General features: G+C 69.8%; 25 protein-coding genes and 1 pseudogene. 13 read left to right on the top strand and 13 right to left on the bottom strand.

Features of this window, described 5'->3' with window-relative positions; genetic code table 11:
• Positions 1 to 53: 53 nt before the first annotated feature.
• A complete protein-coding gene (mrx1, locus tag VKG81_RS10865; protein WP_324395916.1) occupies positions 54 to 314 on the top strand; it encodes a mycoredoxin Mrx1 in 261 nt (86 codons plus the stop codon).
• Here mrx1 and nudC read toward each other — a convergent pair.
• Both nudC and VKG81_RS10855 read right to left on the bottom strand, forming a co-directional pair.
• Entirely contained in the window at positions 311 to 1237 is a 927-nt protein-coding gene (gene nudC, locus VKG81_RS10860; protein ID WP_324395915.1) for an NAD(+) diphosphatase, read from the bottom strand. The two genes, mrx1 and nudC, sit on opposite strands and share 4 nt — an antisense overlap.
• A gap of 4 nt (positions 1238 to 1241) precedes the next feature.
• Positions 1242 to 2312: a potassium channel family protein gene (locus VKG81_RS10855; RefSeq protein WP_324395914.1), complete on the bottom strand. Its 1071-nt coding sequence runs from the start codon at positions 2310 to 2312 to the stop codon at positions 1242 to 1244.
• A 40-nt stretch (positions 2313 to 2352) separates the two neighbouring features.
• Between VKG81_RS10855 and VKG81_RS10850 the strand changes: the two genes are divergently transcribed.
• Positions 2353 to 2778: a hypothetical protein gene (locus VKG81_RS10850; RefSeq protein ID WP_324395913.1), complete on the top strand. Its 426-nt coding sequence runs from the start codon at positions 2353 to 2355 to the stop codon at positions 2776 to 2778.
• Here the strand turns inward: VKG81_RS10850 and VKG81_RS10845 are convergent.
• Together VKG81_RS10845 and VKG81_RS10840 are read right to left on the bottom strand one after the other, a co-directional pair.
• Positions 2718 to 5996, bottom strand: coding sequence for an ATP-dependent DNA helicase (locus VKG81_RS10845; RefSeq protein WP_324395935.1), 3279 nt, complete (start codon positions 5994 to 5996; stop codon positions 2718 to 2720). The genes VKG81_RS10850 and VKG81_RS10845 overlap by 61 nt on opposite strands.
• A complete protein-coding gene (locus VKG81_RS10840; protein ID WP_324395912.1) occupies positions 5993 to 9100 on the bottom strand; it encodes an ATP-dependent DNA helicase in 3108 nt (1035 codons plus the stop codon). Before VKG81_RS10840 ends, VKG81_RS10845 begins: the two co-directional genes overlap by 4 nt.
• Positions 9101 to 9106: 6 nt before the next feature.
• Between VKG81_RS10840 and VKG81_RS10835 the strand changes: the two genes are divergently transcribed.
• Both VKG81_RS10835 and VKG81_RS10830 read left to right on the top strand, forming a co-directional pair.
• Positions 9107 to 9931, top strand: coding sequence for an alpha/beta hydrolase (locus VKG81_RS10835; RefSeq protein WP_414685230.1), 825 nt, complete (start codon positions 9107 to 9109; stop codon positions 9929 to 9931).
• Positions 9932 to 9933: 2 nt separating this feature from the next.
• The gene (locus VKG81_RS10830) at positions 9934 to 10230 is read left to right on the top strand and encodes an MGMT family protein (RefSeq protein ID WP_324395910.1); all 297 of its coding nucleotides are present in this window, start codon (positions 9934 to 9936) and stop codon (positions 10228 to 10230) included.
• On the opposite strand, the gene VKG81_RS10825 is transcribed toward VKG81_RS10830, so the two are convergent.
• The 5 genes and pseudogenes from VKG81_RS10825 to VKG81_RS10805 all read right to left on the bottom strand — a co-directional run bounded on the left by VKG81_RS10825 (position 10204) and on the right by VKG81_RS10805 (position 14386).
• Positions 10204 to 10725, bottom strand: coding sequence for a sirohydrochlorin chelatase (locus VKG81_RS10825; protein WP_324395909.1), 522 nt, complete (start codon positions 10723 to 10725; stop codon positions 10204 to 10206). The genes VKG81_RS10830 and VKG81_RS10825 overlap by 27 nt on opposite strands.
• A 74-nt stretch (positions 10726 to 10799) precedes the next feature.
• Positions 10800 to 11123: pseudogene (locus tag VKG81_RS10820) on the bottom strand (uroporphyrinogen-III synthase); the annotation flags it as partial.
• A gap of 11 nt (positions 11124 to 11134) precedes the next feature.
• On the bottom strand, positions 11135 to 11989 hold the full coding sequence (locus tag VKG81_RS10815; RefSeq protein WP_324395908.1) for a TIGR02569 family protein: 855 nt from the start codon (positions 11987 to 11989) through the stop codon (positions 11135 to 11137).
• Positions 11990 to 12054: 65 nt separating this feature from the next.
• On the bottom strand, positions 12055 to 13230 hold the full coding sequence (gene moeZ / locus VKG81_RS10810; protein WP_324395907.1) for an adenylyltransferase/sulfurtransferase MoeZ: 1176 nt from the start codon (positions 13228 to 13230) through the stop codon (positions 12055 to 12057).
• A gap of 124 nt (positions 13231 to 13354) precedes the next feature.
• Positions 13355 to 14386 carry a DUF3152 domain-containing protein gene (locus VKG81_RS10805; RefSeq protein WP_414685229.1) on the bottom strand — a complete coding sequence of 344 codons (1032 nt, stop codon included), beginning with the start codon at positions 14384 to 14386 and terminating at the stop codon, positions 13355 to 13357.
• A gap of 141 nt (positions 14387 to 14527) precedes the next feature.
• Here VKG81_RS10805 and VKG81_RS10800 point away from each other — a divergent pair, with 141 nt between their 5' ends.
• Positions 14528 to 15205, top strand: a complete 678-nt coding sequence (locus VKG81_RS10800; protein ID WP_324395906.1) for a TetR/AcrR family transcriptional regulator — start codon at positions 14528 to 14530, stop codon at positions 15203 to 15205.
• Positions 15206 to 15209: 4 nt separating this feature from the next.
• On the opposite strand, the gene VKG81_RS10795 is transcribed toward VKG81_RS10800, so the two are convergent.
• On the bottom strand, positions 15210 to 15434 hold the full coding sequence (locus tag VKG81_RS10795) for a DUF3107 domain-containing protein (RefSeq protein ID WP_324395905.1): 225 nt from the start codon (positions 15432 to 15434) through the stop codon (positions 15210 to 15212).
• Positions 15435 to 15613: 179 nt separating this feature from the next.
• Here VKG81_RS10795 and VKG81_RS10790 point away from each other — a divergent pair, with 179 nt between their 5' ends.
• Complete coding sequence (locus VKG81_RS10790; protein ID WP_324395904.1) at positions 15614 to 16300, top strand: hypothetical protein; 687 nt, start codon at positions 15614 to 15616, stop codon at positions 16298 to 16300.
• Here VKG81_RS10790 and VKG81_RS10785 read toward each other — a convergent pair.
• Positions 16297 to 16980, bottom strand: coding sequence for a ferritin-like fold-containing protein (locus VKG81_RS10785; protein ID WP_324395903.1), 684 nt, complete (start codon positions 16978 to 16980; stop codon positions 16297 to 16299). The two genes, VKG81_RS10790 and VKG81_RS10785, sit on opposite strands and share 4 nt — an antisense overlap.
• A gap of 255 nt (positions 16981 to 17235) precedes the next feature.
• Between VKG81_RS10785 and VKG81_RS10780 the strand changes: the two genes are divergently transcribed.
• Positions 17236 to 18705, top strand: coding sequence for a DEAD/DEAH box helicase (locus tag VKG81_RS10780; RefSeq protein WP_324395902.1), 1470 nt, complete (start codon positions 17236 to 17238; stop codon positions 18703 to 18705).
• Positions 18706 to 18713: 8 nt separating this feature from the next.
• On the top strand, positions 18714 to 19931 hold the full coding sequence (locus VKG81_RS10775; RefSeq protein ID WP_324395901.1) for a hypothetical protein: 1218 nt from the start codon (positions 18714 to 18716) through the stop codon (positions 19929 to 19931).
• Positions 19932 to 19940: 9 nt separating this feature from the next.
• Here the strand turns inward: VKG81_RS10775 and VKG81_RS10770 are convergent, their stop codons facing one another.
• Positions 19941 to 20735 carry a ParA family protein gene (locus VKG81_RS10770; protein WP_324395900.1) on the bottom strand — a complete coding sequence of 265 codons (795 nt, stop codon included), beginning with the start codon at positions 20733 to 20735 and terminating at the stop codon, positions 19941 to 19943.
• A 58-nt stretch (positions 20736 to 20793) separates the two neighbouring features.
• Between VKG81_RS10770 and VKG81_RS10765 the strand changes: the two genes are divergently transcribed.
• The 3 genes from VKG81_RS10765 to VKG81_RS10755 are packed head-to-tail and all read left to right on the top strand — an operon-like array spanning position 20794 to position 22966.
• Positions 20794 to 21405, top strand: coding sequence for an acid phosphatase (locus tag VKG81_RS10765; protein ID WP_324395899.1), 612 nt, complete (start codon positions 20794 to 20796; stop codon positions 21403 to 21405).
• Positions 21402 to 22499 carry an isochorismate synthase gene (locus tag VKG81_RS10760; protein ID WP_324395898.1) on the top strand — a complete coding sequence of 366 codons (1098 nt, stop codon included), beginning with the start codon at positions 21402 to 21404 and terminating at the stop codon, positions 22497 to 22499. The genes VKG81_RS10765 and VKG81_RS10760 overlap by 4 nt, the downstream gene beginning before the upstream one ends.
• On the top strand, positions 22496 to 22966 hold the full coding sequence (locus tag VKG81_RS10755) for a GNAT family N-acetyltransferase (RefSeq protein ID WP_324395897.1): 471 nt from the start codon (positions 22496 to 22498) through the stop codon (positions 22964 to 22966). The genes VKG81_RS10760 and VKG81_RS10755 overlap by 4 nt, the downstream gene beginning before the upstream one ends.
• On the opposite strand, the gene VKG81_RS10750 is transcribed toward VKG81_RS10755, so the two are convergent.
• On the bottom strand, positions 22921 to 23349 hold the full coding sequence (locus VKG81_RS10750) for a hypothetical protein (protein WP_324395896.1): 429 nt from the start codon (positions 23347 to 23349) through the stop codon (positions 22921 to 22923). The genes VKG81_RS10755 and VKG81_RS10750 overlap by 46 nt on opposite strands.
• A 38-nt stretch (positions 23350 to 23387) precedes the next feature.
• On the opposite strand from VKG81_RS10750, the gene VKG81_RS10745 reads away from it, so the two are divergent.
• Both VKG81_RS10745 and VKG81_RS10740 read left to right on the top strand, forming a co-directional pair.
• A complete protein-coding gene (locus VKG81_RS10745; RefSeq protein WP_324395895.1) occupies positions 23388 to 24362 on the top strand; it encodes a diacylglycerol kinase family protein in 975 nt (324 codons plus the stop codon).
• Positions 24363 to 24608: 246 nt separating this feature from the next.
• Entirely contained in the window at positions 24609 to 24863 is a 255-nt protein-coding gene (locus VKG81_RS10740) for a WhiB family transcriptional regulator (RefSeq protein ID WP_324395894.1), read from the top strand.
• The last annotated feature ends 39 nt before the right edge of the window (positions 24864 to 24902 follow it).

The following is a 24902-nucleotide window of genomic DNA, read 5'->3' as shown; positions in this document are numbered from 1 at the left end:
GTCAGGGGGCACCGACAGGAAGGCTGCAGCGACGCGGTGCGTTAACTTTGGGCATGACCGCTGGCGCCGCTCAACTGACGATCTACACCACCGAATGGTGCGGATACTGCTTCCGGCTGAAGACCATCCTGAAGTCGGCCGGAATCGCCTACGACGAGGTCGACATTGAGCAGGACCCCGACGCGGCCGAGTTCGTCAGCTCGGTGAACAACGGCAACAGGACCGTTCCGACCGTCGAATTCGCCGACGGCTCCACACTGACGAACCCCAGCGGTCAGCAGATCAAGCAGAAGCTGGCGGAGCTCGGGCTTTAGTCCTGCACAGCCCACGACTCGATGATCTCCCGGGCGATCGAAATCGTCCCGGGCAGCATCAGTTTCGACTGGGAATCGCTGGTCCAGTCACCTTGGGCGAGCGCTTCGCGGATCTCGTCGCGGGTGAACCAGGCGGCTTCGGCGATCTCCCCGTCGTTGAACGAGAACTCCTGCTCCGGGTCACCGATGGCGTGGAACCCGACCATCAGCGACCGCGGGAACGGCCACGGCTGGCTGCCCAGGTAGCGCACGTCGCGCACGTCCAGGCCGGTCTCCTCGGCGATCTCGCGCTTCACGCAGGCCTCGAACGACTCCCCCGCCTCGACGAACCCGGCCAGCAGCGAGAACATCCGCTCGGGCCAGACGGTTTGCCGGGCCAGCACCGCGCGGTCGTGCCCGTCGTGAACCAGGCAGATCACCGCCGGGTCGATGCGCGGAAATTCCTCCTGACCGGTGACCGGGTTGATCCGCGACCACCCCGCCTTGATCGGCGTGGTGGGCAGACCGTCGACCGGGCTGAACCGCGCGTTGTCGTGCCAGTTCAGCAACGCTGTCGCCGACGCGACCAACTGCGCGCTGACGTCGTCGAAGACCGGCCCGGCGCGGCGCAGGTCGAGGACCTCGATGTCGGCGTCGGGATCGTCCGGCGGTTGCAGGGAGCCACGGATGCCCCAGACATGCCGCCCGTCGGGTATGCGGCCGAGGAAAACCGCGTCCTGCGGTGGTCGTTCCCCGACCCCGGCCGCGTCCTCGAGCACGACCCGGCCGCCGGAGATCATCACCCGATTGCGTGAATCGACCCGCAGCACCGCAGCCTTCTGCCAGCCGGCCAGGGCCGCATCGACGTCGGTGCGTAACTCGTCGGCACGATCCGCCCCGACACGGGCGAGCAGCGGAACGTTGCGCAGCTCGAAATGGGCCATGGGCTCAATGATCCACGCTGCGGATGTAGAGCAGACGGTCGCCGGGCTCGACGGCGTCGACGGCAGCGTCGTCGACTCGCAGCAGCCTGCCGCCGCGCACCACGCCCAGCACGATGTCGCGCAGCTGCCGGGGCGATCCGCCGACCTCGCTGAGGTCGGCTTCCCGCTCCGCGATCGCGAACCCATGTTCGGGTGTCAGCAGGTCTTCGATCATCTCCACGACGGTGGGTGTGGTGGTGGCGATGCCCAGCAGCCGGCCGGCGGTCTCCGACGACACGACCACCGAGTCGGCGCCGGACTGCCGCACTAGGTGCTGGTTCTCGGCCTCCCGGATCGACGCCACGATCTTGGCCTTCGGCGCGAGCTCCCGCGCGGTCAGCGTCACCAGCACCGCGGTGTCGTCGCGGTTGGTCGCGACGATGATCGAGCCGGCCTGCCGGGCGCCGGCGAGCCTCAGCACCTCCGATCGGGTGGCGTTGCCGTGCACGGTGACAAGGCCCGCGGCCGCGGCGTGGTCGAGCGCTGTCTGGTCGGTGTCGACGACGACGATGTCGGCGGGGGGCACGCCGTCGCCGAGCATCGCGTCGACGGCGGTCCTTCCCTTCGCGCCGTAGCCGACGACGATGGTGTGGTTGCGCACTCTGCTCCTCCAGCGCTGGATCTTCCACGCCTGACGGGACCGCTCGGTCAGGACTTCCAGCGTCGTACCGACCAAGACGATCAAGAACGCGACCCGCAGCGGGGTGATGATCAAGACGTTGATGAGCCGCGCTGATTCCGTGTACGGCGTGATGTCGCCGTAGCCGGTGGTCGACAGTGACACCGTGGCGTAATAGACGCAGTCCAGCAACGACAGCCGCCCGCCCCGGACGTCGCGGTAGCCGTCGCGGTCGAGGTAGACGATGATGACCGCTGCCAACAGCGCCAGCAGCGCCAGTGCCAGGCGGCGCGAGATCGCGCGGCCGGGACTCACGTGGCTCTCCGGGATGCGCAGCACGCCGACCAATGCGAAATCGGGCTGGGACGTCAGCGCCTCTTCCGGTCCGCCGGGGCGGCGAAACCTACCTTTGACCACAACGACTGATCCGCCGGCGCCGCATGAGCACAATGTAACCATGACCAACCGGCTGCCCGAACGTCCGTCCACATCAGCTCGAGCGGCCGCATACCGGCTGGGTGCGCTGCTGCTCGGCGCGGGGACCACGCACTTCCTGTTGCCGAAGCCATATGACTCGATCGTGCCGGCCGAGCTTCCCGGCAGCCCGCGGTTCTACACCTACGCCTCGGGTGTCGCGGAGCTGGCGACCGGCTCGCTGCTACTGGTGCCGCGGACCCGCCGGATGGCCGCGCGGGCCGCTGTGGTGCTGTTCGCGTCGGTGTTCCCCGCGAACGTGAACATGGTGCGGCTGTGGTGGGACAGGGGATGGCCGATGCGGATCGCCGCGATCGCGCGGCTGCCGCTGCAGATCCCGATGATCACTCAGGCGCTGAAGGTCTGGCGCTCCGGAGCCGCGGGGCCCCCGACTCCAGGCACTCCCTGAGGTCTCAACAGGGCGGCCAACTCGTCGGCGTCGGGCAACGCCTCGGGGCTGACCGTGCGACCGGTGCGGACGTAGTAAAACGCCGCCCGCACCGACGACGCCGGGCAACCGCACAGCGCCGCCCACGCCAGCCGGTATGCGGCAAGTTGAACAGCGGCCTGCTGCAACGCATCTGCGCTGCCCGGCGGCTCGCCGGTCTTCCAGTCCACGACCGTGGTTCCGCCGTCGGGGTCTGCGAACACAGCGTCGATCCGGCCGCGCACGACCCTGTCGCCGATCACCATCTCGAAAGGCACCTCGACGTCGACGGGTGTGCGCGCCGCCCACGGCGACGCGGTGAACGCCTCCTGCAGCTCAGCCAGGGCCGCGGCGTCGGCGCAATGCTCGTCGGCGGCGGGCAGCTCGTCGAGGTCGAACAACCGCTGACCTCCGTAGAAACGCTGCACCCAGTCGTGGAAGGCGGTGCCCAGCAACGCGTGCGGGTCGGGTCGGACCGGCAGCCGCCGCAGCATTCGCTGGGTCGCGCCGGCAGGGTCGCGGCCCAGCTCAACCAGGCTGCTCACGCTCACCGAGAGCTGCGGCGGCAGGGATGGGTTCGCCCTTTGGCACCCTCGGGCGCGTTCGGCGAGCAGGGCGTCGACGTCGGCCGACCAGCCGTCGGGGTCATGGTCGGCCGGTGCACGGGCTGCGCCCCGCACCAGTGCGGCTCCACGCTCGACGTCGCCGCGCCGGCCTGCCAGCGGGTCGGCTGGCCATACCGCCTCGACCTTCCTGTCGCGCAACGGGTTCGGTTCTCCTTCGAGGGGCGCCGGCGCCCAGTGCTCGACGACGCCGCACGGGTTCCCGTCGGTGGCGGAGCGGTCGATGATGTCCTTGAGCTCGGACAGGAAGCCCGATGGCCCGCTGGGCTTGGCTCCGGTCACGCCCCAGTGGTGACCCGACAGCAGCAGCGTGTCCTGCGCTCGTGTGATCGCAACGTACAGGAGCCGACGCTCTTCGTCGAGCCGACGCTGTCCGAGGCTTCTCCGATGCTCGGAGATGCTGTCGGACAACTGTTTTCGATTGTTCACCCTCGACGTGTCGAGGACCGGCACGCCGTGCATGCCACCGGCGGCACGGTCGCCGCGCAGCAGCGGCGGCAGGTCGGCGGCGTCGGTCAGCCAGGTCCGCGTCGAGGCGGCGGACGGGAAGATGCGCGAACTGAGGTGCGGCACCGCGACGACCTCCCATTCCAGGCCCTTGGCGGCGTGCACGGTCAGCACCTGGACGCGGTCGTGGGACTCCGTGATCTCGGCGGGGGCCAGCCCGTTCTCGACTTCCGCCGCCGCTTCGAGATACGACAGGAAGCCGCTGACCGATGCGTTCGGCCGGTCGGCGTAATCGGCGACCACGTCGGCGAACGCGTCGAGATGTTCGCCGCCCGACCATCCCGCCGAAACGGGCCGGGCCGCGCGGGCCTCGATGTCGACGCCGAGCACGCGACGCACCTCGGCGACCAGGTCGGGCAGCGGATGCGTCAACCGCGCCCGCACCGCGCCGAGCTCGCGGGCCAGCGCGACGATGCGCCGGTGCCCTTCGGCGGAGTACCGCTCGGCGCCACCCGGATCGCAGATCGCATCGGCCAGGCAGGCCGCGTCTCCGTCTGCCGCGGCCTGCGCCGCGATCCGTTCCACCGTTGTCGGGTCGGCGCGCCCGTCGTCGGCGATCTCGCCGGCGCGGCGCCACAGCGCGGCGATGTCGCAGCCGGCGAGCCGCCACCGCGACCCGGTGAGCACGCGCATCGCCGCCGATCCGGCCGCTGGATCGGCGGCAAGCGCCAGCATTGCCACGAGGTCGGCCACCTCGGTGACGCCGAGCAGCCCCGCCAGGCCCACCACTTCGACCGGGACCCCGCGGGCGGTCAGCGCCTCGGCCATCGGCGCGGCGTCGGCGTTGCGGCGCACCAGCACCGCCGCGGTGGGCGCGCCGGCGCCGCAGGAGCGCGCGTCGTGGTAGCGCCGAGCCAGGTGCGCTGCCACCCAATCTCGTTCAGCAGCAATGTCTTCCAGCAGGACACACCGAATCGTTCCAGGCGGGGCGCCGGGCCTGGGCCGCAGCGTGCGCACGGCGACCGACCGCCGGCGCGCCTCCGCCGATACGGCGTTGGCCAGATGCAGCGCACGGGGCGGGTTTCGCCAGCTGGTGCGCAGCTCGAGGGTGGGCGCAGGCGCGCCGTCGGCGCGCGGAAAGTCGGTGGCGAACCGCGGCAGGTTGGTGGCCGAGGCGCCTCGCCATCCGTAGATCGACTGAATCGGATCGCCGACCGCGGTGAGCGCCAAGCGCTCATCGACGCCGCGGCCGAACAGCGCCGACAGCGCGACGCGCTGCGCGTGGCCGGTGTCCTGATACTCGTCGAGCAGCACCACCCGGTACCGCTGCCGCAGCTGTTCTCCGACCTGCGGGAAGCCGACGGCCAACCGCGCGGCCGCCGCCATTTGCGTACCGAAATCGACCACCTTGTCTTCCCGCATGCGCTGATGCAGCGCGTCGACGAGCGGCACCAGCTGGGTGCGCTCGTGCTGGGCCGCGAGCAGCCGCAGCAACCACTGGCTCGGCCCCCGGTCGCGCTGGTGGGGGCCGGTGGGCAGGGTCTGGATCAGCCGCGCGAGCTCGACGTGGGTGTCACGCAACGCGGTGGTGTCGACCAGGTGCTCGGCCAGCTGCCCCGACAGCCGCAGCACCATCGCGGTGACGGAGGCCGGGGTCTTGTCGGTGTCGAGGTCGCCTCGGTAGTCGCTCACGACCCGAAAAGCCAACTGCCACAACTCGGTTTCGCTGAGCAGCCGGGTGTCGGGCTCGAGTGGCAGCAGCAGCCCGTGCTCACGCAGCACGGTTCCGGCGAATGCGTGGTAGGTGCTTACCGTGGCCGGCTCCGCGTCGGCCGGGATGGGCCGCAGCCCCGCCCCGGACAGCCGGGCCAACCGCGAACGCACCCGCCGCAACAGCTGCGCGGCGGCCTTGCGGGTGAACGTCAGGCCGAGGACCTGGCCTGGCTCGGCGTAACCGTTGGCGACGAGCCAGACCACCCTCGCGGCCATGGTCTCGGTCTTGCCGGCGCCGGCGCCCGCGATCACCACCAACGGGCCCGGCGGTGCGGCGATGACGGCAGCCTGCTCGTCGGTGGGCTCGGGAATCCCGAGCAGGCGGGCCAACTCGACGGGGCTGTGGCGAGGTGTCATCGCCCGGCGCTCCGGGCCGGGCAACTGGACCGCACCGGGCAGTGCCCGCACCCGTCGTTGACACGGGCGAGGAACAACGGACCGTCGGCGGCCGCGGCTGCCCGGTGCACGACGTCTTGCCACTCCTGCTGTGTTTCCCTTGTCAATGCATCCTGGTCGCGTTCCACCGCGCCACCCGCACTCGGTTTCGCCACGTAGACGAGGCGACCGCCCCCCGGGCGATCACCCGCTGGTATCAGCCCGGCCGCGACGGCCAGCTGATACAGCGCGAGCTGTGCGTGCCGCTGCGCGTCGTCCTTGCTGACCGGGCTCTTGCCGGTCTTGACATCAACCACGACGAGCCGCCCGGCGCCGTCACGCTCCAGCCGATCGACGCGGCCACGGACCCGCACATCGGGAAGCTTGGGGTCGGGGCAACTCAATGCGCCGTCGACGTCGACCTCGGTGCCTACCTCTGTCAGCTCGTGGCGTGTCTGCGCCCGCCACCGCACGAACGCGGCCAGCATCGCCCGGTGCCGCGACAGCTCGTTGCGAGCGAACCACTGGGATTCGAATGGCAACGCGTCCCAGATCCTTTCGAGGTCCGCAAGCAGCGCTGACTCGGGGCGTCCACTGTCGGCGAAGAGCGCGTGAAGGACCGATCCGACCGTCGAGCGCAGGTCATTTCCGTCGGTGCCGCCGTGGCGCTCCAGCAGCCAGCGCAGCGGGCAGTCACGGAGCGTCTGCAGCGCCGACGGCGAAATGGTTACCGGCCGGCCGTCTCGGCGAAGCGGTTCGTCGCTGCTGACCTCGGTCATGCCGTACCAGCCCGCGGGGTCGGCACCCGGCACGCCGGCCTCGGCCAGTCTGGCCAATTGCGTTGCCGCGCAGCGGCGTCGGCTGTCGTCGACGGCTCCTGGCGGCGCGCACACGACCGAGCGCAGCCGGCCGACCAGCGCGGCGGCCGACAGTACCCGCGGCGCCGGCTCCGGCCCCGTCGGGGTGCCGTCGGCCCACTGGGCCAGTTCGTAGAAGAACGCCGACGGTATCTCCGCCGCCCCAGCCGAACCGGCGTCGCTGTCGACGGCGGTGATCACCAGCTGCCACCGGGCCCGGCCGAGTGCCGCGACAAGCAGCCGGCGCTCGTCGGCGAGCACCGGCGCCCGGCCCGACACGGGCGCGATGACGCCGTCGAGCCTGTCGACGAGCTGCTGGGTGCCGAGCACGCCGCCGCGCGGAACGGTGTTCGGCCACAACCCCTCCTGCAGGCCGGCGATGACGACGACATCCCACTCGCGGCCCAGCGCCGCGTGCGCGCTGACGACGCTGACGGCGTCGGGCGGAACCAGCGGTTCACGTTCCGTCGGGGGCAGTTTCAGATTCCTGACATGGTCGACCAGGCCGCCGACGGTGGCGCCGGCCGTGCGGGACACGTAGTCGTCGGCGATGTCGAACAGGGCGGTGACCGCATCGAGGTCGCGGTCGGCCTGCGTTCCAGCGGTGCCGCGGTGGGCGCTGGCCGTCAGCCACCGTTGCTGCAGGCCCGAGCGGCTCCAAGCCCGCCACAGCGTGCAGCGCGGATCCTGCCGGTCGGCACCGGCGGCCGCGGCGAGTACCGCGCGGATCCGGCGCAGCGGACCTACGTGCGCGCCGGGCAGGCCGTGTTCGTCGCCGGTCAGCACGTCGACGAGCAACCGTCCGAAGTCGCGCGGCGGCTCGCTGGTGTCGCGGCGCCGCAAGGCCCGCCGCAGCCGGCGCAGCGACACCGGGTCGACCCGGCCGATCGGGCCGGTCAGCAGCTCCAGTGCCTGATCGCCGTCGAGTTCCCCGGCGGTGGCTGCCAACACGGTCAGCAGCGCGCGCACGGCCGGGAGCTCGCCCGGCGGTATCGCCTGCGCCGGTGTCGCGACCGGCACGCCGGCGACGGCAAGCGCTCGCGGCAGCACCGCGCCCGCCTCCGACACAGACCTGACGATCACGGCCATCTGCGACCAGGGCACGCCGTCGATGAGATGCGCTCGGCGCAAAGTGTCGGCGATCAACGCGGCTTCGGCGTGCGCGGACGCGGCGAGCCGCACCGATACGGATCCGGGATCGGTTGCGCTGGGCCTGATTTCACGGCACGGCGTGCGTCCGGGCAGCCGTGCGGCGACGCCGCCGACCGCTTGGGCCACCGCTGTCGCGCAACGGTACGAGCGCATCAGTGTCACCGCCGGGATGTCGGTGTCGAGCAGGGCGGGATCGGCGCCCCGGAAGCCGAACACCGCCTGGTTGGGATCGCCGGCGATCACGGAGCGCGCCGCTCCCGCGGCCAGCACCCGCACCAACCGGGCGGCCTGTGGGTCGAGGTGCTGTGCGTCGTCGACGAGCAGCAGCCGCACGCGGCGACGCTCGGCGGCAAGCAGGTCGGGGTCGGTGGCGAACGCCTCGAGCGCAGCCCCGACGAGTTCGGCCGCACCGAGCGCGGGAACGGTGGCCTGCGGTGCGGCCGTGCCCGCAGCCGCTCGCAGCAGCATCACCTGCTCGTACTGCTGCGCGAACACGCCGGCGGCCACCCATTCGGGCCGGCCCGCCGCCCGCCCGATGCGCTGAAGGCGCAGCGGATCGACTCCGCGTTCGGCGCAACGGGCCAGCAGGTCGCGCAGCTCAGTGGCGAACCCCGCCGTGGTCAATGCTGGTCGCAACGACTCCGGCCACGCGACAGCGGCCCCCGCGCCGTCCTCGAGATCGCCGGCCAAAAGCTCGCGGATGATGCCTTCCTGCTCGGTGCCGGTCACCAGCCGCGGCGGCGGGTCACCGGTGCGCCGCGCGGCTGACCTCAGCACCGCGAACGCATACGAGTGCACGCTGCGTACCAGCGGCTCCCTGATAGCCGCCCGGCCACCCGACCGCGACCAGGCACCCGTCAGGGCGGCACGGCAGCGGGCGGCCGCCCGAGCCGAACCACACAACAGCACAGCCGATTCGGGATCCACACCGGCGGCGAGGTGAGCCGCGGCCGCGTCGACGAGCAGTTGGCTCTTGCCTGTGCCCGGGCCGCCGAGCACCCGCACCGGTCCGCGCGCGTGCGGATCGATGACGCTTCGCGCGTCGGGTTCCCACTCCCGGGTCAGCGGTTCGGTCATGCCCGCATGACACCACGCGGCACCGACAAGCTCTGGCACCATCGATCCGTGGGTTGCGATCTGCACGTCTACCGTTACGGTCCGGTGACGGGCATCCGCCTGCTCGCGATCCACGGCCTGACCGGTCATGGCAGGCGCTGGGAAAGCCTCGCCACCAGGCACCTGAGTGACGTCGCCATCGCCGCGCCCGACCTGCTCGGCCACGGCCGCTCACCGTGGTCGGCGCCGTGGACCATCGACGCGAACGTCGAGAAGCTGGCCTCCCTGCTCGACGACGAGGCTGACGGTCCGGTGGTGGTGGTCGGGCACTCGTTCGGCGGGGCGCTGGCGTTGAACCTGGCCGCCGGGCGCCCGGACGTGGTGGCCGGCTTGGTGCTTCTGGACCCGGCCATCGGTCTGGACGGCGAGTGGATGCGCGAGATCGCCGCCAACATGCTCGCCTCGCCCGATTACACCGACCGGGAAGAGGCCCGCGCCGAGAAGGCAACCGGGTCGTGGGCCGACGTGGACCCGTCCGCGCTGGAGGCCGAACTCGACGAGCACCTGGTTTCCTGGCCGGGCGGCCGGGTGGGCTGGCGGCTGAGCCTGCCGGCGATGATCAGCTACTGGAGCGAGCTGGCCCGTCCGGTTGTGGTGCCGCGCAGCGGAACTCCGACCACGTTGGTCCGCGCCACCCGCACCGATCCGCCGTACGTCAGCGACACGCTGATCGAGGCGCTCGATGTCGGCCTCGGGCCCGACTTCACGAAGATCGACTTCCACTGCAACCACATGGTGCCGCTGGCGTTGCCGGCCGAAACCGCCGCCGTGATCCGCGAGCGGCTGGCGTAACGGTGGCCGCGATCACCGACGAGCAGGTCGAGCGCGTGCGGGCCCTGGTCGCGACGATCCCCCCGGGGAAGGTCGCGACCTACGGCGACGTCGCCGAGGCCGCAGGGCTTTCCAGCGCCCGCATCGTTGGCTGGATCATGCGCACGGATTCCGCGGATCTGCCCTGGCACCGGGTCATCCGCGCGACGGGGCGTCCCGCCCCGAACCTGTCCACCCGCCAACTCGAACTGCTACGGGCGGAGAGTGTGCTCGCCGTCGACGGGAGGGTCCCGCTAAGCGAGGTGCGCCACCGGTTCTGATGCCGAGGCCATGCTCGAGCCGATCGCAGGAAGCCGATGCCGATGGTGGACGGCGACCCGTTCACCACTCAGCGCGGGATTAGCCGGCCTAGTCCGCGCCCACCCGAGTGAAGCGGGGGTCATCACGTCGATGACGCCGGGATGCGCCCCCAGCGGTGCGGCCACCGCCGTCGCTGGGCATTCGGCCAGCCGATCGTGAAAGATTCCGCGCGCCAGGAGATACGGCGCGACGAAGATTCGGCGGCGGCCGTTCCCCCGGAGCACGCGCACGACGTCCTGCACCCGCGGTGCGCCGGTGGCCACGAAGCCCAGATGGACTTCGCCGACGTGATCCGCCAACATCGTTGCGGCACAGTACACGTCGCGGCGAGCCCGCGGATCCGACGAACCCGCGGCGGCCATGACCACCACATCGCCCGGCCGCCGGCCCGCCTCGACCAGCCGTTCGTGCATCACCGCGGCCGACACCGGATCGGGTCCGAGCGGCTGAGTCACCCTCGCGTCCTCGTGCCCGCTCTGGGCGATCCTCGCCGGTAGGTCGGTGTGCACGTGATAGCCGTACGCCCCAAACGCGGGCAGGACGATCTGATCAGCCGTGCCAGCGCGCCTAACCGGTACCGGTCGGGATGCGTGGCGGGCACGCCCGGACGGCGCAGCGGCGCGGAGGTGACGGGCCCGACGCAGATCGCGGCCACGTCGCCGCGAAGCGCGGTGAGCAGCTCGGCGACGCAACCGATGGCCTTGGCGCGCTCCAGGATCGAAGCGACGGCCGGTGCGCTTGTGAAACTGACGGCATCGACCTCGGCGTTGACGATCATGCCGATCAGCTGGTCCAGCCGGTGGCGGTTTACCGGCGGTTCCCAGCGGTAGACCGGCACCTGAATCACCTGAGCGCAGCGGTGAGCTACAGTACAAGCCGAACGAGGGCCGCGGCGCGGGCAAGACCGGGGAACGCCGCGGCCGTGGACCGCGGGTGGAGTGCATGCACTGCGAGCCGAAACATTAACGCCCGCAACAACATCTGTGGCCATTCCGGGAGCGACGCCCAGCGCTCGATGAGCCCGTCGTCAGCCTCGCCCCACGACAGCGCGTCGACGACGACGACCCCGGCGGCCCATGAGGCCGGCCGCCAATACGGGGTGATGTCGGTGATGCCCGGCGCCGCAGTACCGGCGAAAAGTACTGTGCCGTAAAGATCTCCGTGCACCAGCTGACTTGGACTCTTGGTGGGCGTGCGCAGTCCGGCCAGTTGGTGGATCAATTCGATGGATCGCTGGCCGTCCGCGGAACCGGGCGACACCCGCGCGCCGGACGGCCACGCCTGCAGCGGGCGCTCCTCCCAGGCGGCACGGTCAGCAGCGATGAACACGTCGACGTCCCCCCACGGCGCGGCGGGTGGCTGAGTCAGAAAACGCGGCCGCTCCAGCTTGGCGGTCGCCTCGTGCAGGCGCACCGCCGCCGACAACACCTCGTCGTGCCGAGGTTCTGGGGTACCGGCGACGAATGTGTCAGCGCGCCAACCGGACACGACGTAGCGCCCGTCCGTCGAGCGGACCGGCCGGGCCAGCCGCACGCCGTCGACGAACAGCGTTTCGCGTACCTTCGCCGACCACGCAGCGCGGGCGTGATCGGCGACCATCGACAGCACCACTTCCTCGCAACGCCAGCCGCCTTCCCAGCCGGCTCCAAGCGGCACGGGCCGAAATCCGGTCAAACCGAACGTCGCCAGCACATGCTCAGGCGGCCGTTCGACTGTCATACCGCCAGGTTACCGGGGTAAAGGCCCGGCCCGGCCGGGTTTGCCACGCTGTGTCGCAGCGCGACTCAGTACATCACCATGTCGGGTTCAAGCTGCTTCGCCCAGGCCACAATTCCGCCCTGCAGGTGCAGCGCGTCGGAGAAACCCGCCTTCTTGACGGCGGCCAGCGCCTCGGCGGAGCGGACACCGGTCTTGCAGTACAGCACCGGAATGCGGTCCTGCGGCAGCTTGGCCAGGCCCTCACCCGATTCGAGCGTCGACTTGGGGATCAGCTCGGCGCCCTCGATGTGGTTGATTTCCCACTCCACCGGTTCGCGCACATCGATCAAGGCGACCTTCTTGCCGGAGTCGAGCAGTTCGAGCACCTCGCGCGGGGTGATCGTCGACTCCGCCGCGGCCTGGGCAGCGTCGTCGGACACCACGCCGCAGAAGTACTCGTAGTCGATCAACTCGGTGATCTTCGGGGTGTCGGGGTCTTTGCGGATCCTGATGGAGCGGTAGCTCATGTCCAGGGCGTCGTAGACCATCAGCCGGCCGAGCAGCGGCTCGCCGATGCCGGTGATCAGCTTGATCGCCTCCGTGCCCATGATCGACGCGATCGACGCGCACAAGATCCCCAGCACGCCACCCTCCGCGCAGGACGGCACCATGCCGGGCGGCGGCGGCTCGGGATATAGGTCGCGGTAGTTCAGGCCCAGTCCGTCGGGTGCGTCTTCCCAGAACACCGAGACCTGGCCCTCGAACCGGTAGATCGACCCCCACACGTAGGGCTTTCCGGCCAGCGCCGCCGCGTCGTTGACCAGATACCGCGTCGCGAAGTTGTCGGTGCCGTCGAGGATCAGGTCGTACTGCTTGAACAGATTGACCGCATTGGACGGCTCCAGTCGCAGCTCGTGCAACCGCACCTCGACCAGCGGGTTGATCTCGCGGATGGAGTCGCTGGCGCTGGCCGCCTTGGACCGTCCGATGTCGGACTGGCCGTGGACGATCTGGCGCTGCAGGTTCGATTCGTCGACGACGTCGAATTCGACGATGCCGATGGTGCCGACGCCGGCGGCGGCCAGATACAGCAGCGCCGGCGAACCCAGCCCGCCCGCGCCGATGACCAGCACGCGGGCGTTCTTGAGCCGTTTCTGTCCGTCGACCCCGAGGTCCGGGATGATCAGATGACGGCTGTACCGTGCGACCTCTTCGCGCGTCAGCTCGGCGGCTGGCTCCACCAACGGTGGCAATGTCGACACCGGATTGTCCCCTTCACTAACAAGCGGTGGTGCGCGTCGTGACCTCTACACAACCACACGTGTACCCCGATCAACAGCAACCGCCCCCCACTCCTTCCCGGAGCCCCCGCGGGGTGCGCATGGGCTACGCGATCGGATACGGCCAGGGATTGAACCGGCAGACCTTGCCGTCGGGCTTCACCGTGTCCGGGTCGAATTTGCTTTCGTCGTTGTTGTTGGTGGAGAACGTCTGCTGCATCATCACCGGGGCCAGCGCGCCGTTGTCGGGGCACGGCTCGTGGTGCTGGTAGCCGATCGCGTGCCCGACCTCGTGGTTGATCAGGTACTGACGGTACGAGCCGACATCGCCCTGAAACGGCACCGCGCCACGCACCCAGCGGGCCTCGTTGACGAACACGCGGGGTTGCCCGTCGGGTCCGTAGGACGGGTTGTAGCAGGACGCCTCCAGCTGGATTTCGTACCCGCAGCCCTCGCGCACGGTCATCGGTGTGCTCAGCGAGACACGGAAGTCCGGATTGCCCGGGATGCTGCTGTCGACGCGCACGAACGCGAACTGCGGATTGTGGGTCCAGCTCTTCGGGTTGGCGAGCGTCTCGTCGACCATCCGGGCGAACCCTTCGTCGCCGCCGAACGACATGGTGTCGATGCCGTCCTCGACCTCGACGGTGTATTTGAACACCTTGGCGGTCCCCTGCCCCACCTTCGGCCCGGTGCCCGGCACGATGTGCCACGTCTTGGCGCCCGCCTCGGTGACCGGGCCGCCGTCGGGCAGGACCCCGGTCGGCAGGTTCGCGTCGAACTGCGTGAGCCCCTTCGGGGGGGCGCCGATGATCGCCGTGCCGATCGCACCGATCGTCGGGGGGCCCTGCGCGGGTCCCTCCCGCGACGGTGCAGGCGTGCTCGTTCCGGTGACCGTCTGGAAGATGACGAAGCCGGTCAGGGCGACCAGCACCGGCAGCGCGTACGCACGCCACCCGTAGGTGGAGATGAACCTGCCCAGCCAGGTCTGCTTGCGCCACCGCCGCCGGCCCTCGCGGTTGGACCGGACGCGCCCGGAATCATCGGCTAGGGGGTCACGTTGGGCGCGCAACGGCTCTCTGTATTCGCTGCGCAGCACCGGCATGCTCTCGCCCGGAGGCCCCGGGTCAACGGTCACCGACCCAGAATGTCACAGCCGCGGAGGTCGCACTTCCGGCGCGCCCCCGGCGTCGGGTAGTAGTGTCGGACTCTCGGACCTGACTCAGATTGCAGTTCCGGCAGAGCGTCAGACAGCGATAGACCATCAGATAGAGGGAGCATGAGCGATCTCGCCAACGCCGCCGACCGGCGAGGCGCCAGGTTCGCCAACGGCGACGATGTGAGCCACGGCGCTAACCGGCGCGGCAACAGGTTACCCCGCGACGAGCGGCGAGGCCAGCTACTCGCCGCTGCCAGTGAGGTTTTCGTTGACCGCGGCTATCATGCTGCCGGCATGGACGAGATCGCCGATCGCGCGGGCGTGAGCAAACCGGTTCTCTATCAACATTTCTCCAGCAAGCTCGAGCTGTACCTGGCGGTGCTGCAGCGCCACGTCGACAACCTCGTGTCAGGCGTCCGGCAGGCGTTGCGCACCACCACCGACAACCGCCAGCGACTGCGCGCAGCGGTGCAGGCCTTCTTCGACTTCATCGAGCACGACGGCCAGGGCTACCGCCTGATCTTCGAAAATGACTATGTCAGCGAACCGCAGGTGGCCGCACAGGTCAGGGTCGCCACCGAAGCGTGCACCGACGCGGTGTTCGACCTCATCAGCCGCGATTCTGGTCTTGAAGCCCACCGCGCCAGGATGATCGCCGTCGGGCTGGTGGCCATCAGTGTCGACTGCGCTCGGTACTGGCTCGGCGCCGACAGGCCGATCTCGAAGGAGGACGCCGTCGAAGGCACCGTGCAGTTCGCGTGGGGCGGCCTGTCGCACGTGCCCCTGACCCGGTCGTAGCCCCCTACCCCGCGAAACCGACCCTGCGTACATCGGCCGCGCCGATCTCGACATAGGCGACCTTGGCGGTCTGGACGAGGAACGTGCGGCCCCGCTCGTCGGTCAACTTCAGCAGGTCGGCGCCTTTGGCCAGGGCTTCGCTGACCTGCTCCTCGATCTCCGCGGGCGTCTGCGCGCTGGTGAAGTTCAACTCCCGCGGGCTGTCCGCGATGCCGATCTTGACCTCCACGGTTGCACCCTTTCCGTCGATCCGTACTCCCGTCAGCAGGCTAATGGACGCTGCAGCCCAGGGGTCGGCCTCGGTCGTTCGCGGTCAGCGAAGTCACACCCGACACGCCAGTCGGCTAACCGGAAGCAGGCGGTGCCCGCCCTTACCATCGGAGCGGCGAAGTTCGGGAGTAAAGGGCAATGAGCTGGCACTATTCGACGGACATGTCCCGCGGCGGTGACCCGTACAACACCCCCGAGCCCGAATTCAGCGATGACGTCGACGACCAGGTCGAGGACTATGACGCGTTCATAGCGCCCGAATCGGGCCGCTGGCGCTGGGTCGCCGCGGTGGCGGGTGCGGTCTTGCTGATCGCCGTCGTAGGCACCATCGTGATCGTCACCGGGGGCGACAGCGCCTCGACGACCGCCAGGGTCGTCCCGTCGGAAAGCCGCCCCGTCTACACGCCGCCGCCACCGAAGCCGTCCCCGTCGACATCGCTGCCGCCGGAGACGGTGACCACGCTGACGCCATCGACCACCAGCCCGTCCACCGCGGACGCCGCGCCGTCTTCCGAGCCGCCGCCGGCCGAAACCGCGCCGCCGCCGGCGGCGGATACCCAAACCCTCATCTACACGGTTTCGGGCACCAAGCAGCCCTTCGACCCGGTGACCGTGACCTACACCGACGAGACCGGTGCGCTGCGCACCGATTTCGATGTCTCACTGCCGTGGAGCAAGAAGCTCGTGCTGAGCGGCAACGCGCTGGTCAACTCGGTCACCGCGGTCAGCTTCGCCAGCCACCTGAACTGCACGATCAGCGACGGCAACGGTCAGACGCTGGTGTCGCAGACCTACAACACGATCGCGGCGACCTGCAATCGCTAGGCCAGGCCCAGTTCGCCCATCCGCTCGGCGTGCGTGCGCTGCAGCCGATCGAAGAAGACGGTGATTTGGCCGAGACCGCCGGTGCCGGACACGACCAGGTCGGCGAGCTCGTCGTGGTCGGCGAGCACGTACTGCGCCTGCGTGATCGCCTCGCCGAGCAATCGGCGCGCCCAGAGGGTGAGGCGGTTGCGCTGCCTGCCGCTCGAGCCCACAGCGGCCCGCACCTCGGCCACCACGAACTGCGAGTGCCCGGTCTCCGAGAGCACTCCGCGCACGACATCGGCCACCTCGTCGGGCAGCACGTCGGCGATCTCCCGGTAGAAGTCGGCGGCCAGCGCGTCGCCGATGTACGTCTTCACCAACGCCTCCAGCCAGGTGCTCGGCGTGGTGAGCCGGTGGTAGTTCTCCAGCGCCGAGACGTATCCCGACATCGCCCGCTCGACATCGATTCCTCTGGCGGCCAACGCATCCCGCAGCATCTCGAAGTGCTGCATCTCGGCGGCGGCCATGCTGGCCATCGCGATGCGCCCACGCAGGTTCGGCGCCATCCGGGCCTCGTCGGTGAGCCGGTAGAACGCCGCCACCTCGCCGTAGGCCAACAGTGCGAAAAGCTTGTCGACCCCCGGATGATCGGCCGCGACCCGCGGGGCAGCCGGAACGGTGGGCTGCGTGGAGGACATGCCCCACACTGTAGCCCGGTATGATGAAGGTACAGGTGGTGACAAACGTCGTTCCGGCCGGCGGCCGGCGCGACTGCGCCGCCGCCTGGGATATGTGTGCGTGCACGCAGTTGGCCCGCCTGACGAATGTGCAGGGCCTCGCGAATCGGCGTCGTCGCCGGTGCCAGGACGTGTCTTTCAGAACTCGTGCGCGCGTGGACGAGGACGACTGCCGGCGCCCGCGCCGGCGTGACGAGGAATGACACGGAAGGCCAGATGACCGCCCTTAACCCAACATTTGCCAAACTCGGTGTGCGCGACGAAATAGTCCGGGCACTAGCCGAGGAAGGCATCGAACACCCCTTTGCTATCCAAGAACTGACGCTGCCGCTCGCGCTCGCGGGCGACGACCTGATCGGCCAGGCCCGCACCGGCATGGGCAAGACGTTCGCGTTCGGTGCGCCGCTTCTGCACCGCATTTCGGGCGACCCGGAGCGCCCGCTCACCGGCGTCCCGCGGGCGCTGGTCGTGGTACCCACCCGCGAGCTTTGCCTGCAGGTTTCCAGTGACCTGGCGGGCGCGGCGAAGTACCTGAGCGTTACGCCGCCGGCGTCGATTGCCGGAGGCGCTACGGCGCCGGCATCGATTCAAACCCGGCCGCTGTCGGTCGTGGCGATCTACGGCGGGCGGCCCTACGAGCCGCAGATCGAAGCGCTGCAGGCCGGCGCCGACGTCGTGGTCGGCACCCCGGGCCGACTGCTTGACCTGGCCCAGCAGGGCCACCTACAGCTTGGCGGGCTGTCGGTGCTGGTCCTCGACGAGGCCGACGAAATGCTCGACCTCGGCTTCCTGCCCGACATCGAGCGCATCCTGCGACAGATTCCCGATGAGCGGCAGTCGATGCTGTTCTCGGCGACGATGCCCGACCCGATCATCACGCTCGCCCGGACGTTCATGAACCGGCCTACCCACATCCGCGCCGAGGCGCCCCACTCGTCGGCCGTGCACGCCACCACCGATCAGTTCGTCTACCGGGCGCATGCGCTGGACAAGGTCGAACTGGTCAGCCGGTTGCTGCAGGCCCGCGGCCGCGGGGCGACGATGGTCTTCACCCGCACCAAGCGCACCGCGCAGAAGGTCGCAGACGACCTGGCCGAACGTGGCTTCGCAGTCGGTGCGGTGCACGGAGATCTCGGCCAGGGCGCGCGCGAAAAAGCGCTCAAGGCGTTTCGCGGCGGTGCGATCGACGTGCTGGTCGCCACCGACGTCGCCGCCCGCGGCATCGACATCGACGACGTCACCCACGTCATCAACTACCAGTGCCCCGAGGACGAGCAGGCCTACGTGCATCGCATCGGTCGCACCGGCCGCGCCGGCAAGGCCGGTGTGGCGATCACGCTGATCGACTGGGACGAGCTGGCGCGCTGGTCGGCGATCGATAAGGCGCTGAACCTGGGCTGCCCCGCTCCGGCCGAGACGTACTCCAGCTCGCCGCACCTGTATGCCGAGCTGGACATTCCCGAGGATGCCCGCGGCACCGTCGGCCCGGCCAAGCGCACCCCGCGTCGCGAGACCGCCGAGCGGTCCACTGCGGCCCGCACCCGGTCGCGACGGCGCACCCGCGGTGGCAAGTCGGCCACCGGCCATGTCGCGGCCGACGCACCCGCCGAGCCGGAGGATGGCGCCGCACCTCGACGTCGTCGCCGTCGTCGTCCCCGCAGCGCGGCCACCGCCAACGCGTCTTAGCCGGGCCGTTGATCCAACCCGAGCGCCGCACCCGGGCCGACCTGCTGGCCGCGGCCGCGATCGTCGTGATCATCGCCGCGGCCGCGGTCCTGACCTGGTGGACCAGCGACGCCCGGGCCACGATCAGCCGACCCGCCACGGCGGTGGCCCCCGTGCTGGCGCCGGCGGAGGCCGTGCCGGCCGCGGTGCAGCAGCTGTGGACGGCGCCCAGCCCCGCCACCCCCCGTGCACCCGTCGTCGTGGAAGGCACGGTCGTCACCGGCAGCGGGCATGAAGTGGTCGGCCGCGATCCGGCCAGCGGCGCGCAGCGCTGGAGTTTCGCCCGCGACCGTGACCTGTGCGGGGTGACGTGGATCTACAACCTGGCGGTCGCGGCCTATCCCGACGACCGCGGCTGCGGTCAGGTCAGCACCGTCGACGCGCGTACCGGGCAGCGGGGGCCGACCCGCAGCGGCTACGCCGACAAGCAGGTCACGTTGTCGTCGGACGACACGACCGTGTTGTCGGCCGGGCGCACCTACCTGGAGATGTGGCGCTCCGACATGGTGCGCACGTTGGCCTGGGGCGCCATCGACGCCCCGCTCAACCCGCCGGTGCCGCCCAATCCTCCGTGCCGGTTCCTGTCGTCCGCGGCGAGCTCGTCGGCGGTGTCGATCCTGGAGACCTGCCCGAACAACCCGGACGTGCGCCTGACGATGCTCAAGGTTGCCAAGGAGGACGTCTCACCCGATCAGCAGTACGCTCAGCAGCCCGGAGTCAGCCCTGACTCCGGCGCCAGAGTGCTTGCGGTCTCGGACCTCACCACCGCCGTGTATCTGCCCACACCGCAACCGCGGATCGTGATCTACGACCAAACGGGGCAGCAAACCTCGAGCACCCTGCTGCCCAGGCCCGCCGCCCCCAACGGCACGGTGTCGCATGTCGGCACCTACGTCACGTACTGGACCGGCGACAGCGTCGTCGTGCTCGACGCCGCCACGCTGGTCTACCGGTACACCGTGAATGCCGGCGCGGCGGTCCCGCTGGGTCCCGCCACGATGATGGCCAATCGGCTGCTGATCCCGGTCACCGGCGGCATCGGCGTCTACGACCCGCCCACCGGCGTGCTCGAGCGGGTGCTGCCCGTCGACCGCGGCGCCGTCACCGGCCCGATCATGTCCGCTGTGGCGGGGGCGACGATCCTGGAGCAGCGCGGCGCCACCCTCGTCGGGCTCGGGTCCCGATGAGCGCTTGGGTCACACCTCGGGAGTGAAGCTGGGCAGCGGCTTGCCCGACTTCCAGTGCTTGAGCAGCGCGGCGGCCAGCTCGCGGTAGGCCGCCGAGCCCTTGTTCTTCCTGCCGGCCAGAACCGAGGATCCCGACGCGGACGCCTCGGCGAACCGCACCGTCCGCGGGATCGGCGGCGCCAAAACGGGCAGGCCGTAGCGGTCGGCGACGTCGAGCAGCACGTCACGGCTGTGCGTGGTCCGCGAGTCGTAGAGCGTCGGCAGCGCTCCGAGCAGCGCCAGACCGGCGTTGGTGATCTGCTGCACGTCGGTCACGGTGCGCAGGAACTGGCCGACGCCGCGGTGCGCGAGCGTCTCGCACTGCAGCGGCACGATCACCTCGTCTGCCGCAGTCAGTCCGTTCAGTGTCAGCACACCCAACGACGGCGGACAGTCGATGATCACGACATCGAACTCTTCTTTGAGCTTGGCCAGCGCGCGTTTGAGCGCATACTCCCGGCCCGCCCTCATCAGCAGCATCGCCTCGACGCCGGCCAAGTCGATGTTGGCCGGCATCAGCGTCATCCCCTCCTCGGTGTCCACCAGGGCGGCCGACGGCTCCACCTCGCCGAGCAGGATCTCATGGACCGATACCGGAAGCTTGTCGGGGTCATAGCCGAGTGAGAACGTCAAGCACCCCTGCGGATCCAGATCGACCAGCAGCACCCGCCGGCCCTTCTCCACCATCGCCGCACCCAACGACGCCACCGTCGTCGTCTTGGCGACACCGCCCTTCTGGTTGGCCACCGCCAGTACTCGGGTCACATGTCCATCCAAGCATGCACACGCACAGACACGCCGCCGGTGCGGCACAATCGGCAACGTGGCCATCGGGACCCATCGACTCGTACTGCTGCGACACGGTGAAACGGAATGGTCCCTGTCGGGCCAGCACACCAGCCGCACCGATCTCGACCTCACCGAGCACGGCCGTGAGGAAGCGAAGCTGGTCGCCGAGGCGCTCGCACGCCTGCACCTCGACAATCCGTACGTGGTCAGCAGCCCGCGCAAACGCGCCATCGTCAGCGCGGAGTTGGCTGGGCTGAAGATCGATGAGGTGACACCACTGGTGGCCGAATGGGACTACGGCATCTACGAGGGTCTGACGACGCACGACATCCGCACAAAGGTTCCCGGCTGGTTTCTGTGGACCCACGGCGCGGAGGGCGGCGAGAGCCTCGAACAGATCGGTGAGCGCGCCGACAAGGCGGTCGCCGTGGCCCTGGAGCACATGGAATCACGCGACGTGGTTTTCGTCGGACACGGCCACTTCTCCCGTGCGATGATCGCCCGCTGGCTCGAGCTGCCGGTGTCGGCGGGCGCCCGGTTTGCGATGCCCGCCGCCTCGCTTGCGGTCTGCGGCTTCGAGTACGGACTGCGGCAACTCGCGGCGCTCGGGCTGACGGGCTACCCTCATCCGGCCGCGTACCAGTGACCGGCGCGCCCACCTTCGTGCTCAGCGGCCCGGGCGGAACGCTCGTTGCCGAGGGCACCCACTCCGCCTACCGCGACGTCGCCGCCGCGCAGGCAGCGCTGCGCCGGGGGACAACCCCGATCATTGTGGGCGCGCTGCCTTTTGACGTTTCCCAGCCGGTCGCCCTGTTCCGACCGCAGACCTATGCCTTCAGCGACGCGTTGCCGTTGTGGCCGACACACCCTCTGCCCCCGACGCGCGTGGCGGCCACCGTCCCGGCCCCCGACGAACACCGGGCCCGGATCCGACGGGCACTGGCCGCTCTGAACGATCCCGATACGGCGTTGCGCAAGGTGGTGCTGGCCCGCGCGCTGGACCTTGCGGCGGACGACGCGCTCGACATCCGGACCCTGCTGACAAGGCTCGCCGCCGCCGATCCGGCGGCCTATGTCTACGGCACCGACCTGTCGGCGGCCGGTACCCGTTACCGGGGCGGCGCTCTGGTCGGCGCGAGCCCGGAACTGCTGGTGGCCCGCAATGGCGAGCGGGTCGTCTGCCAACCGTTCGCCGGCTCCGCGCCGCGCTCCCCGGACCCGGACACCGACCGCGAAAACGGCGCCGGGCTCGCCGCGTCGGCCAAGAACCGGCACGAGCACGCGCTGGTGGTCGACGCGATGCGCAAAGCGCTCGACCCGCTGTGCGTCGACCTGCAGATCGCGCCGACACCGCAGCTGAACCGCACGGCGGCCCTATGGCATCTGAGCACGCCGATCACCGCCCGGCTCCGCGACACCTCCACCACCGCTTTGGATCTCGCACGTGCACTGCATCCCACACCGGCGGTCGGCGGCGTGCCGACCGATGACGCGGTCGCGATGATCGCCGGGCTCGAGGGCGACCGCGGCTTTTACGCCGGAGCGGCGGGCTGGTGCGACCGGCACGGCGACGGCCGGTGGGTTGTCGCGATCCGGTGCGCCCAGCTGTCCGCCGATCGGCGCAACGCCCGCGCCTACTCGGGTGGGGGGATCGTCGCGGACTCCGATGTCACCGACGAATTAGCCGAAACAACAACGAAATTCAGGACGATCCTTTCGGCGCTGGGGGTGCAGGCATGATCAGGCGGGCGGTTCGCGGCGACGAGGCGGGACTGACCAAGATGATCCACGAACTGGCAGCGTTCGAGAGGGCCTCCGAACAGTGCACGATCACCGAAAGCCGGCTCCGCGCAGCGCTCTTCGGAAACGACCCCACCGTTCAGGCACACGTGGCGGAGGTAGCCGGCGAGATGGCCGCCTGCGCGCTGTGGTTCTTGAACTTTTCCACCTGGGACGGCGAAGCCGGCATCTACCTAGAGGACCTGTTCGTCCGGCCCGCGTTTCGGCGCCGCGGGCTGGCTCGCGCGTTGCTCTCGGAGCTGGCCCGTGAGTGTGTGAGGGCCGGCTACACCCGGCTCACGTGGGCGGTGCTGGACTGGAATGGCGACGCGATCGCGCTGTACGAGGCGATCGGTGGCCGGCCACTGAGCGAGTGGATCACCTACCGCGTATCGGGTCCGGCGCTGTCCGAACTGGCCGGACCGTGAGCCTCGTCTGCGCCGGACGCCCAGCGCAACGCGGCGGGACTGAACAGCAGCGCCAGGGTGCCGATCGCGACGACGCCGACCGGGATGCCGTACGCCGGCCGGTGCGAACCCACCGCCATCGCCCACGCCGTCGGAAGCAGCAGCAACTGCGCGAGCACCGCAAGGCCGCGGCCCCAGCGCCGTCCGTTCAACAATGCCCGCCCAGCCGCGAGTACTCCGCCCCCGATGATGACAAACCAGCCGGCGGTTCCGAACGCGATTTTCTGGTGACCCCCCGAGATTCCGACTATCACCAGGATCACGGCCACGACCACCGCGGCAACACCCTCGGCGCCGACGAGAAGCCCGGCGCGACGCACGGCGGCCGGCGGGCGACTGGTCACGGCTTCAGCGTAGAGGCATCCGGCTAGGCTGATCCCCCGTGCGCGCCGTGCTGATCGTGAACCCGAACGCGACGTCGACGACCGCGGCCGCGCGTGACCTGCTCGCGCACGCGCTGGAGAGCCGCGCCAAGCTGACGGTCGCGCACACCGATCACCGGGGCCACGCGATCCAGATCGCGCGAGAAGCCGCGCGCGACGGGGTGGACGTGGTGATCGTGCACGGCGGGGACGGGACCGTGAACGAGGTGGTCAACGGGGTGCTGGGTGCGCCGGGCGGGGCGTACCACGGGCATGTCCCGGCTGTCAGCGTGGTGCCGGGGGGCTCGGCCAACGTCTTCGCCCGCTCACTGGGCATCAGCCCCGATCCGGTCGAGGCCACGAACCAGCTCGTCGATCTGCTGGGTGAGCATCAGCGCGACCGGTGCTGGCGGCGGATCGGCCTGATGGACTGCGGCGAACGCTGGGCCCTGTTCACCGCGGGGATGGGCGTCGACGGCGAGGTGGTGGCCGCGGTGGAAGCGCAGCGCGACAAAGGCCGGCAAGTTACAAGCTCCCGCTACATCCGCACGACCGTGCCATTGGTCCTGCGCAGCGCGCGCCGCGAGCCGCGGCTGACGCTGCAGCTACCCGGGGGGGAGGTCATCACCGGCGTGCATCTGGCGTTCGTCTCCAACGCCAACCCGTGGACGTATGCCAACGCGCGCCCGGTCTGGACGAACCCGGGAACCACGTATGAGACAGGTCTGGGGGTGTTCGCGACCACCAGCATGAACGTGTGGGCAAACCTGCTGCTGGTGCGCCAGATGCTCGCCAAGCAGCCTCGACTGCGGGCGAAGCACCTGATCCGCCGCGACGACCTGCCGTGGGTCAAGGTGAGCGCCGACACACCGGTGGCCGGCCAGATCGACGGTGACTACGTCGGACTGCGCAAGGCGATGACGTTCGCGTCGGTTCCGGACGCTCTGGGCGTGGTCGCGCCACCTGCAAAACCCATTCTGACCTGCACTGACTAACTCTCGTCGGCCAATTTTTGGGTGCAGGTGGATGGTGCAGGTGGATTGAGTGTAGTACAAACGAGTAAGAGGTCCCCTAACAGATCGCGATAGTGAGATAGCACACGTGTTACCGCGCGGTATTGACATCTGTTGAGCTTGTGAAACGATCACATGCAACAGTGCCGAAACATTTCGCGCGCGCGCGTTAACAGCTGAAGACACACCTGTGCGCGCATCGCCGCGCACACAGCAAGGAGTATTTTCATGGATTGGCGCCACAAGGCGGTCTGTCGTGACGAGGATCCGGAACTGTTCTTCCCGGTGGGAAACAGTGGCCCGGCCCTTGCCCAGATCGCTGACGCAAAACTCGTATGCAACCGGTGCCCGGTGACCACCGAATGCCTCACCTGGGCGTTGGACACCGGACAGGACGCCGGCGTGTGGGGTGCCATGAGCGAAGACGAGCGGCGTGCGCTGAAGCGCCGCAACGCCCGCACCCGGGCCCGCAGCAGCGTCTAGCCGCTGCGCGTTGCCAATTCACAATAAGTCCACACCGCA

The sequence above is a fragment of the Mycobacterium sp. genome (assembly GCF_035314905.1).
GTDB lineage: Bacteria > Actinomycetota > Actinomycetes > Mycobacteriales > Mycobacteriaceae > Mycobacterium.
The sequence above is the reverse complement of the archived record's forward strand: the minus strand, read 5'-3'. Positions and strand labels throughout refer to the sequence as shown.

What these genes read in the sequence shown, in the direction of transcription:
- mrx1 (WP_324395916.1), top strand. Translation starts at nt 54, where the DNA reads ATGACCGCTGGCGCCGCTCAACTGACGATCTACACCACCGAATGGTGC.
- VKG81_RS10840 (WP_324395912.1), bottom strand. Translation starts at nt 9,100, where the DNA reads ATGACCGAACCGCTGACCCGGGAGTGGGAACCCGACGCGCGAAGCGTC.
- VKG81_RS10740 (WP_324395894.1), top strand. Translation starts at nt 24,609, where the DNA reads ATGGATTGGCGCCACAAGGCGGTCTGTCGTGACGAGGATCCGGAACTG.
- VKG81_RS10815 (WP_324395908.1), bottom strand. Translation starts at nt 11,989, where the DNA reads ATGACAGTCGAACGGCCGCCTGAGCATGTGCTGGCGACGTTCGGTTTG.
- VKG81_RS10800 (WP_324395906.1), top strand. Translation starts at nt 14,528, where the DNA reads ATGAGCGATCTCGCCAACGCCGCCGACCGGCGAGGCGCCAGGTTCGCC.
- VKG81_RS10785 (WP_324395903.1), bottom strand. Translation starts at nt 16,980, where the DNA reads ATGTCCTCCACGCAGCCCACCGTTCCGGCTGCCCCGCGGGTCGCGGCC.
- VKG81_RS10845 (WP_324395935.1), bottom strand. Translation starts at nt 5,996, where the DNA reads ATGACACCTCGCCACAGCCCCGTCGAGTTGGCCCGCCTGCTCGGGATT.
- nudC (WP_324395915.1), bottom strand. Translation starts at nt 1,237, where the DNA reads ATGGCCCATTTCGAGCTGCGCAACGTTCCGCTGCTCGCCCGTGTCGGG.
- VKG81_RS10850 (WP_324395913.1), top strand. Translation starts at nt 2,353, where the DNA reads ATGACCAACCGGCTGCCCGAACGTCCGTCCACATCAGCTCGAGCGGCC.
- VKG81_RS10835 (WP_414685230.1), top strand. Translation starts at nt 9,107, where the DNA reads ATGACACCACGCGGCACCGACAAGCTCTGGCACCATCGATCCGTGGGT.
- VKG81_RS10790 (WP_324395904.1), top strand. Translation starts at nt 15,614, where the DNA reads ATGAGCTGGCACTATTCGACGGACATGTCCCGCGGCGGTGACCCGTAC.
- VKG81_RS10780 (WP_324395902.1), top strand. Translation starts at nt 17,236, where the DNA reads ATGACCGCCCTTAACCCAACATTTGCCAAACTCGGTGTGCGCGACGAA.
- VKG81_RS10755 (WP_324395897.1), top strand. Translation starts at nt 22,496, where the DNA reads ATGATCAGGCGGGCGGTTCGCGGCGACGAGGCGGGACTGACCAAGATG.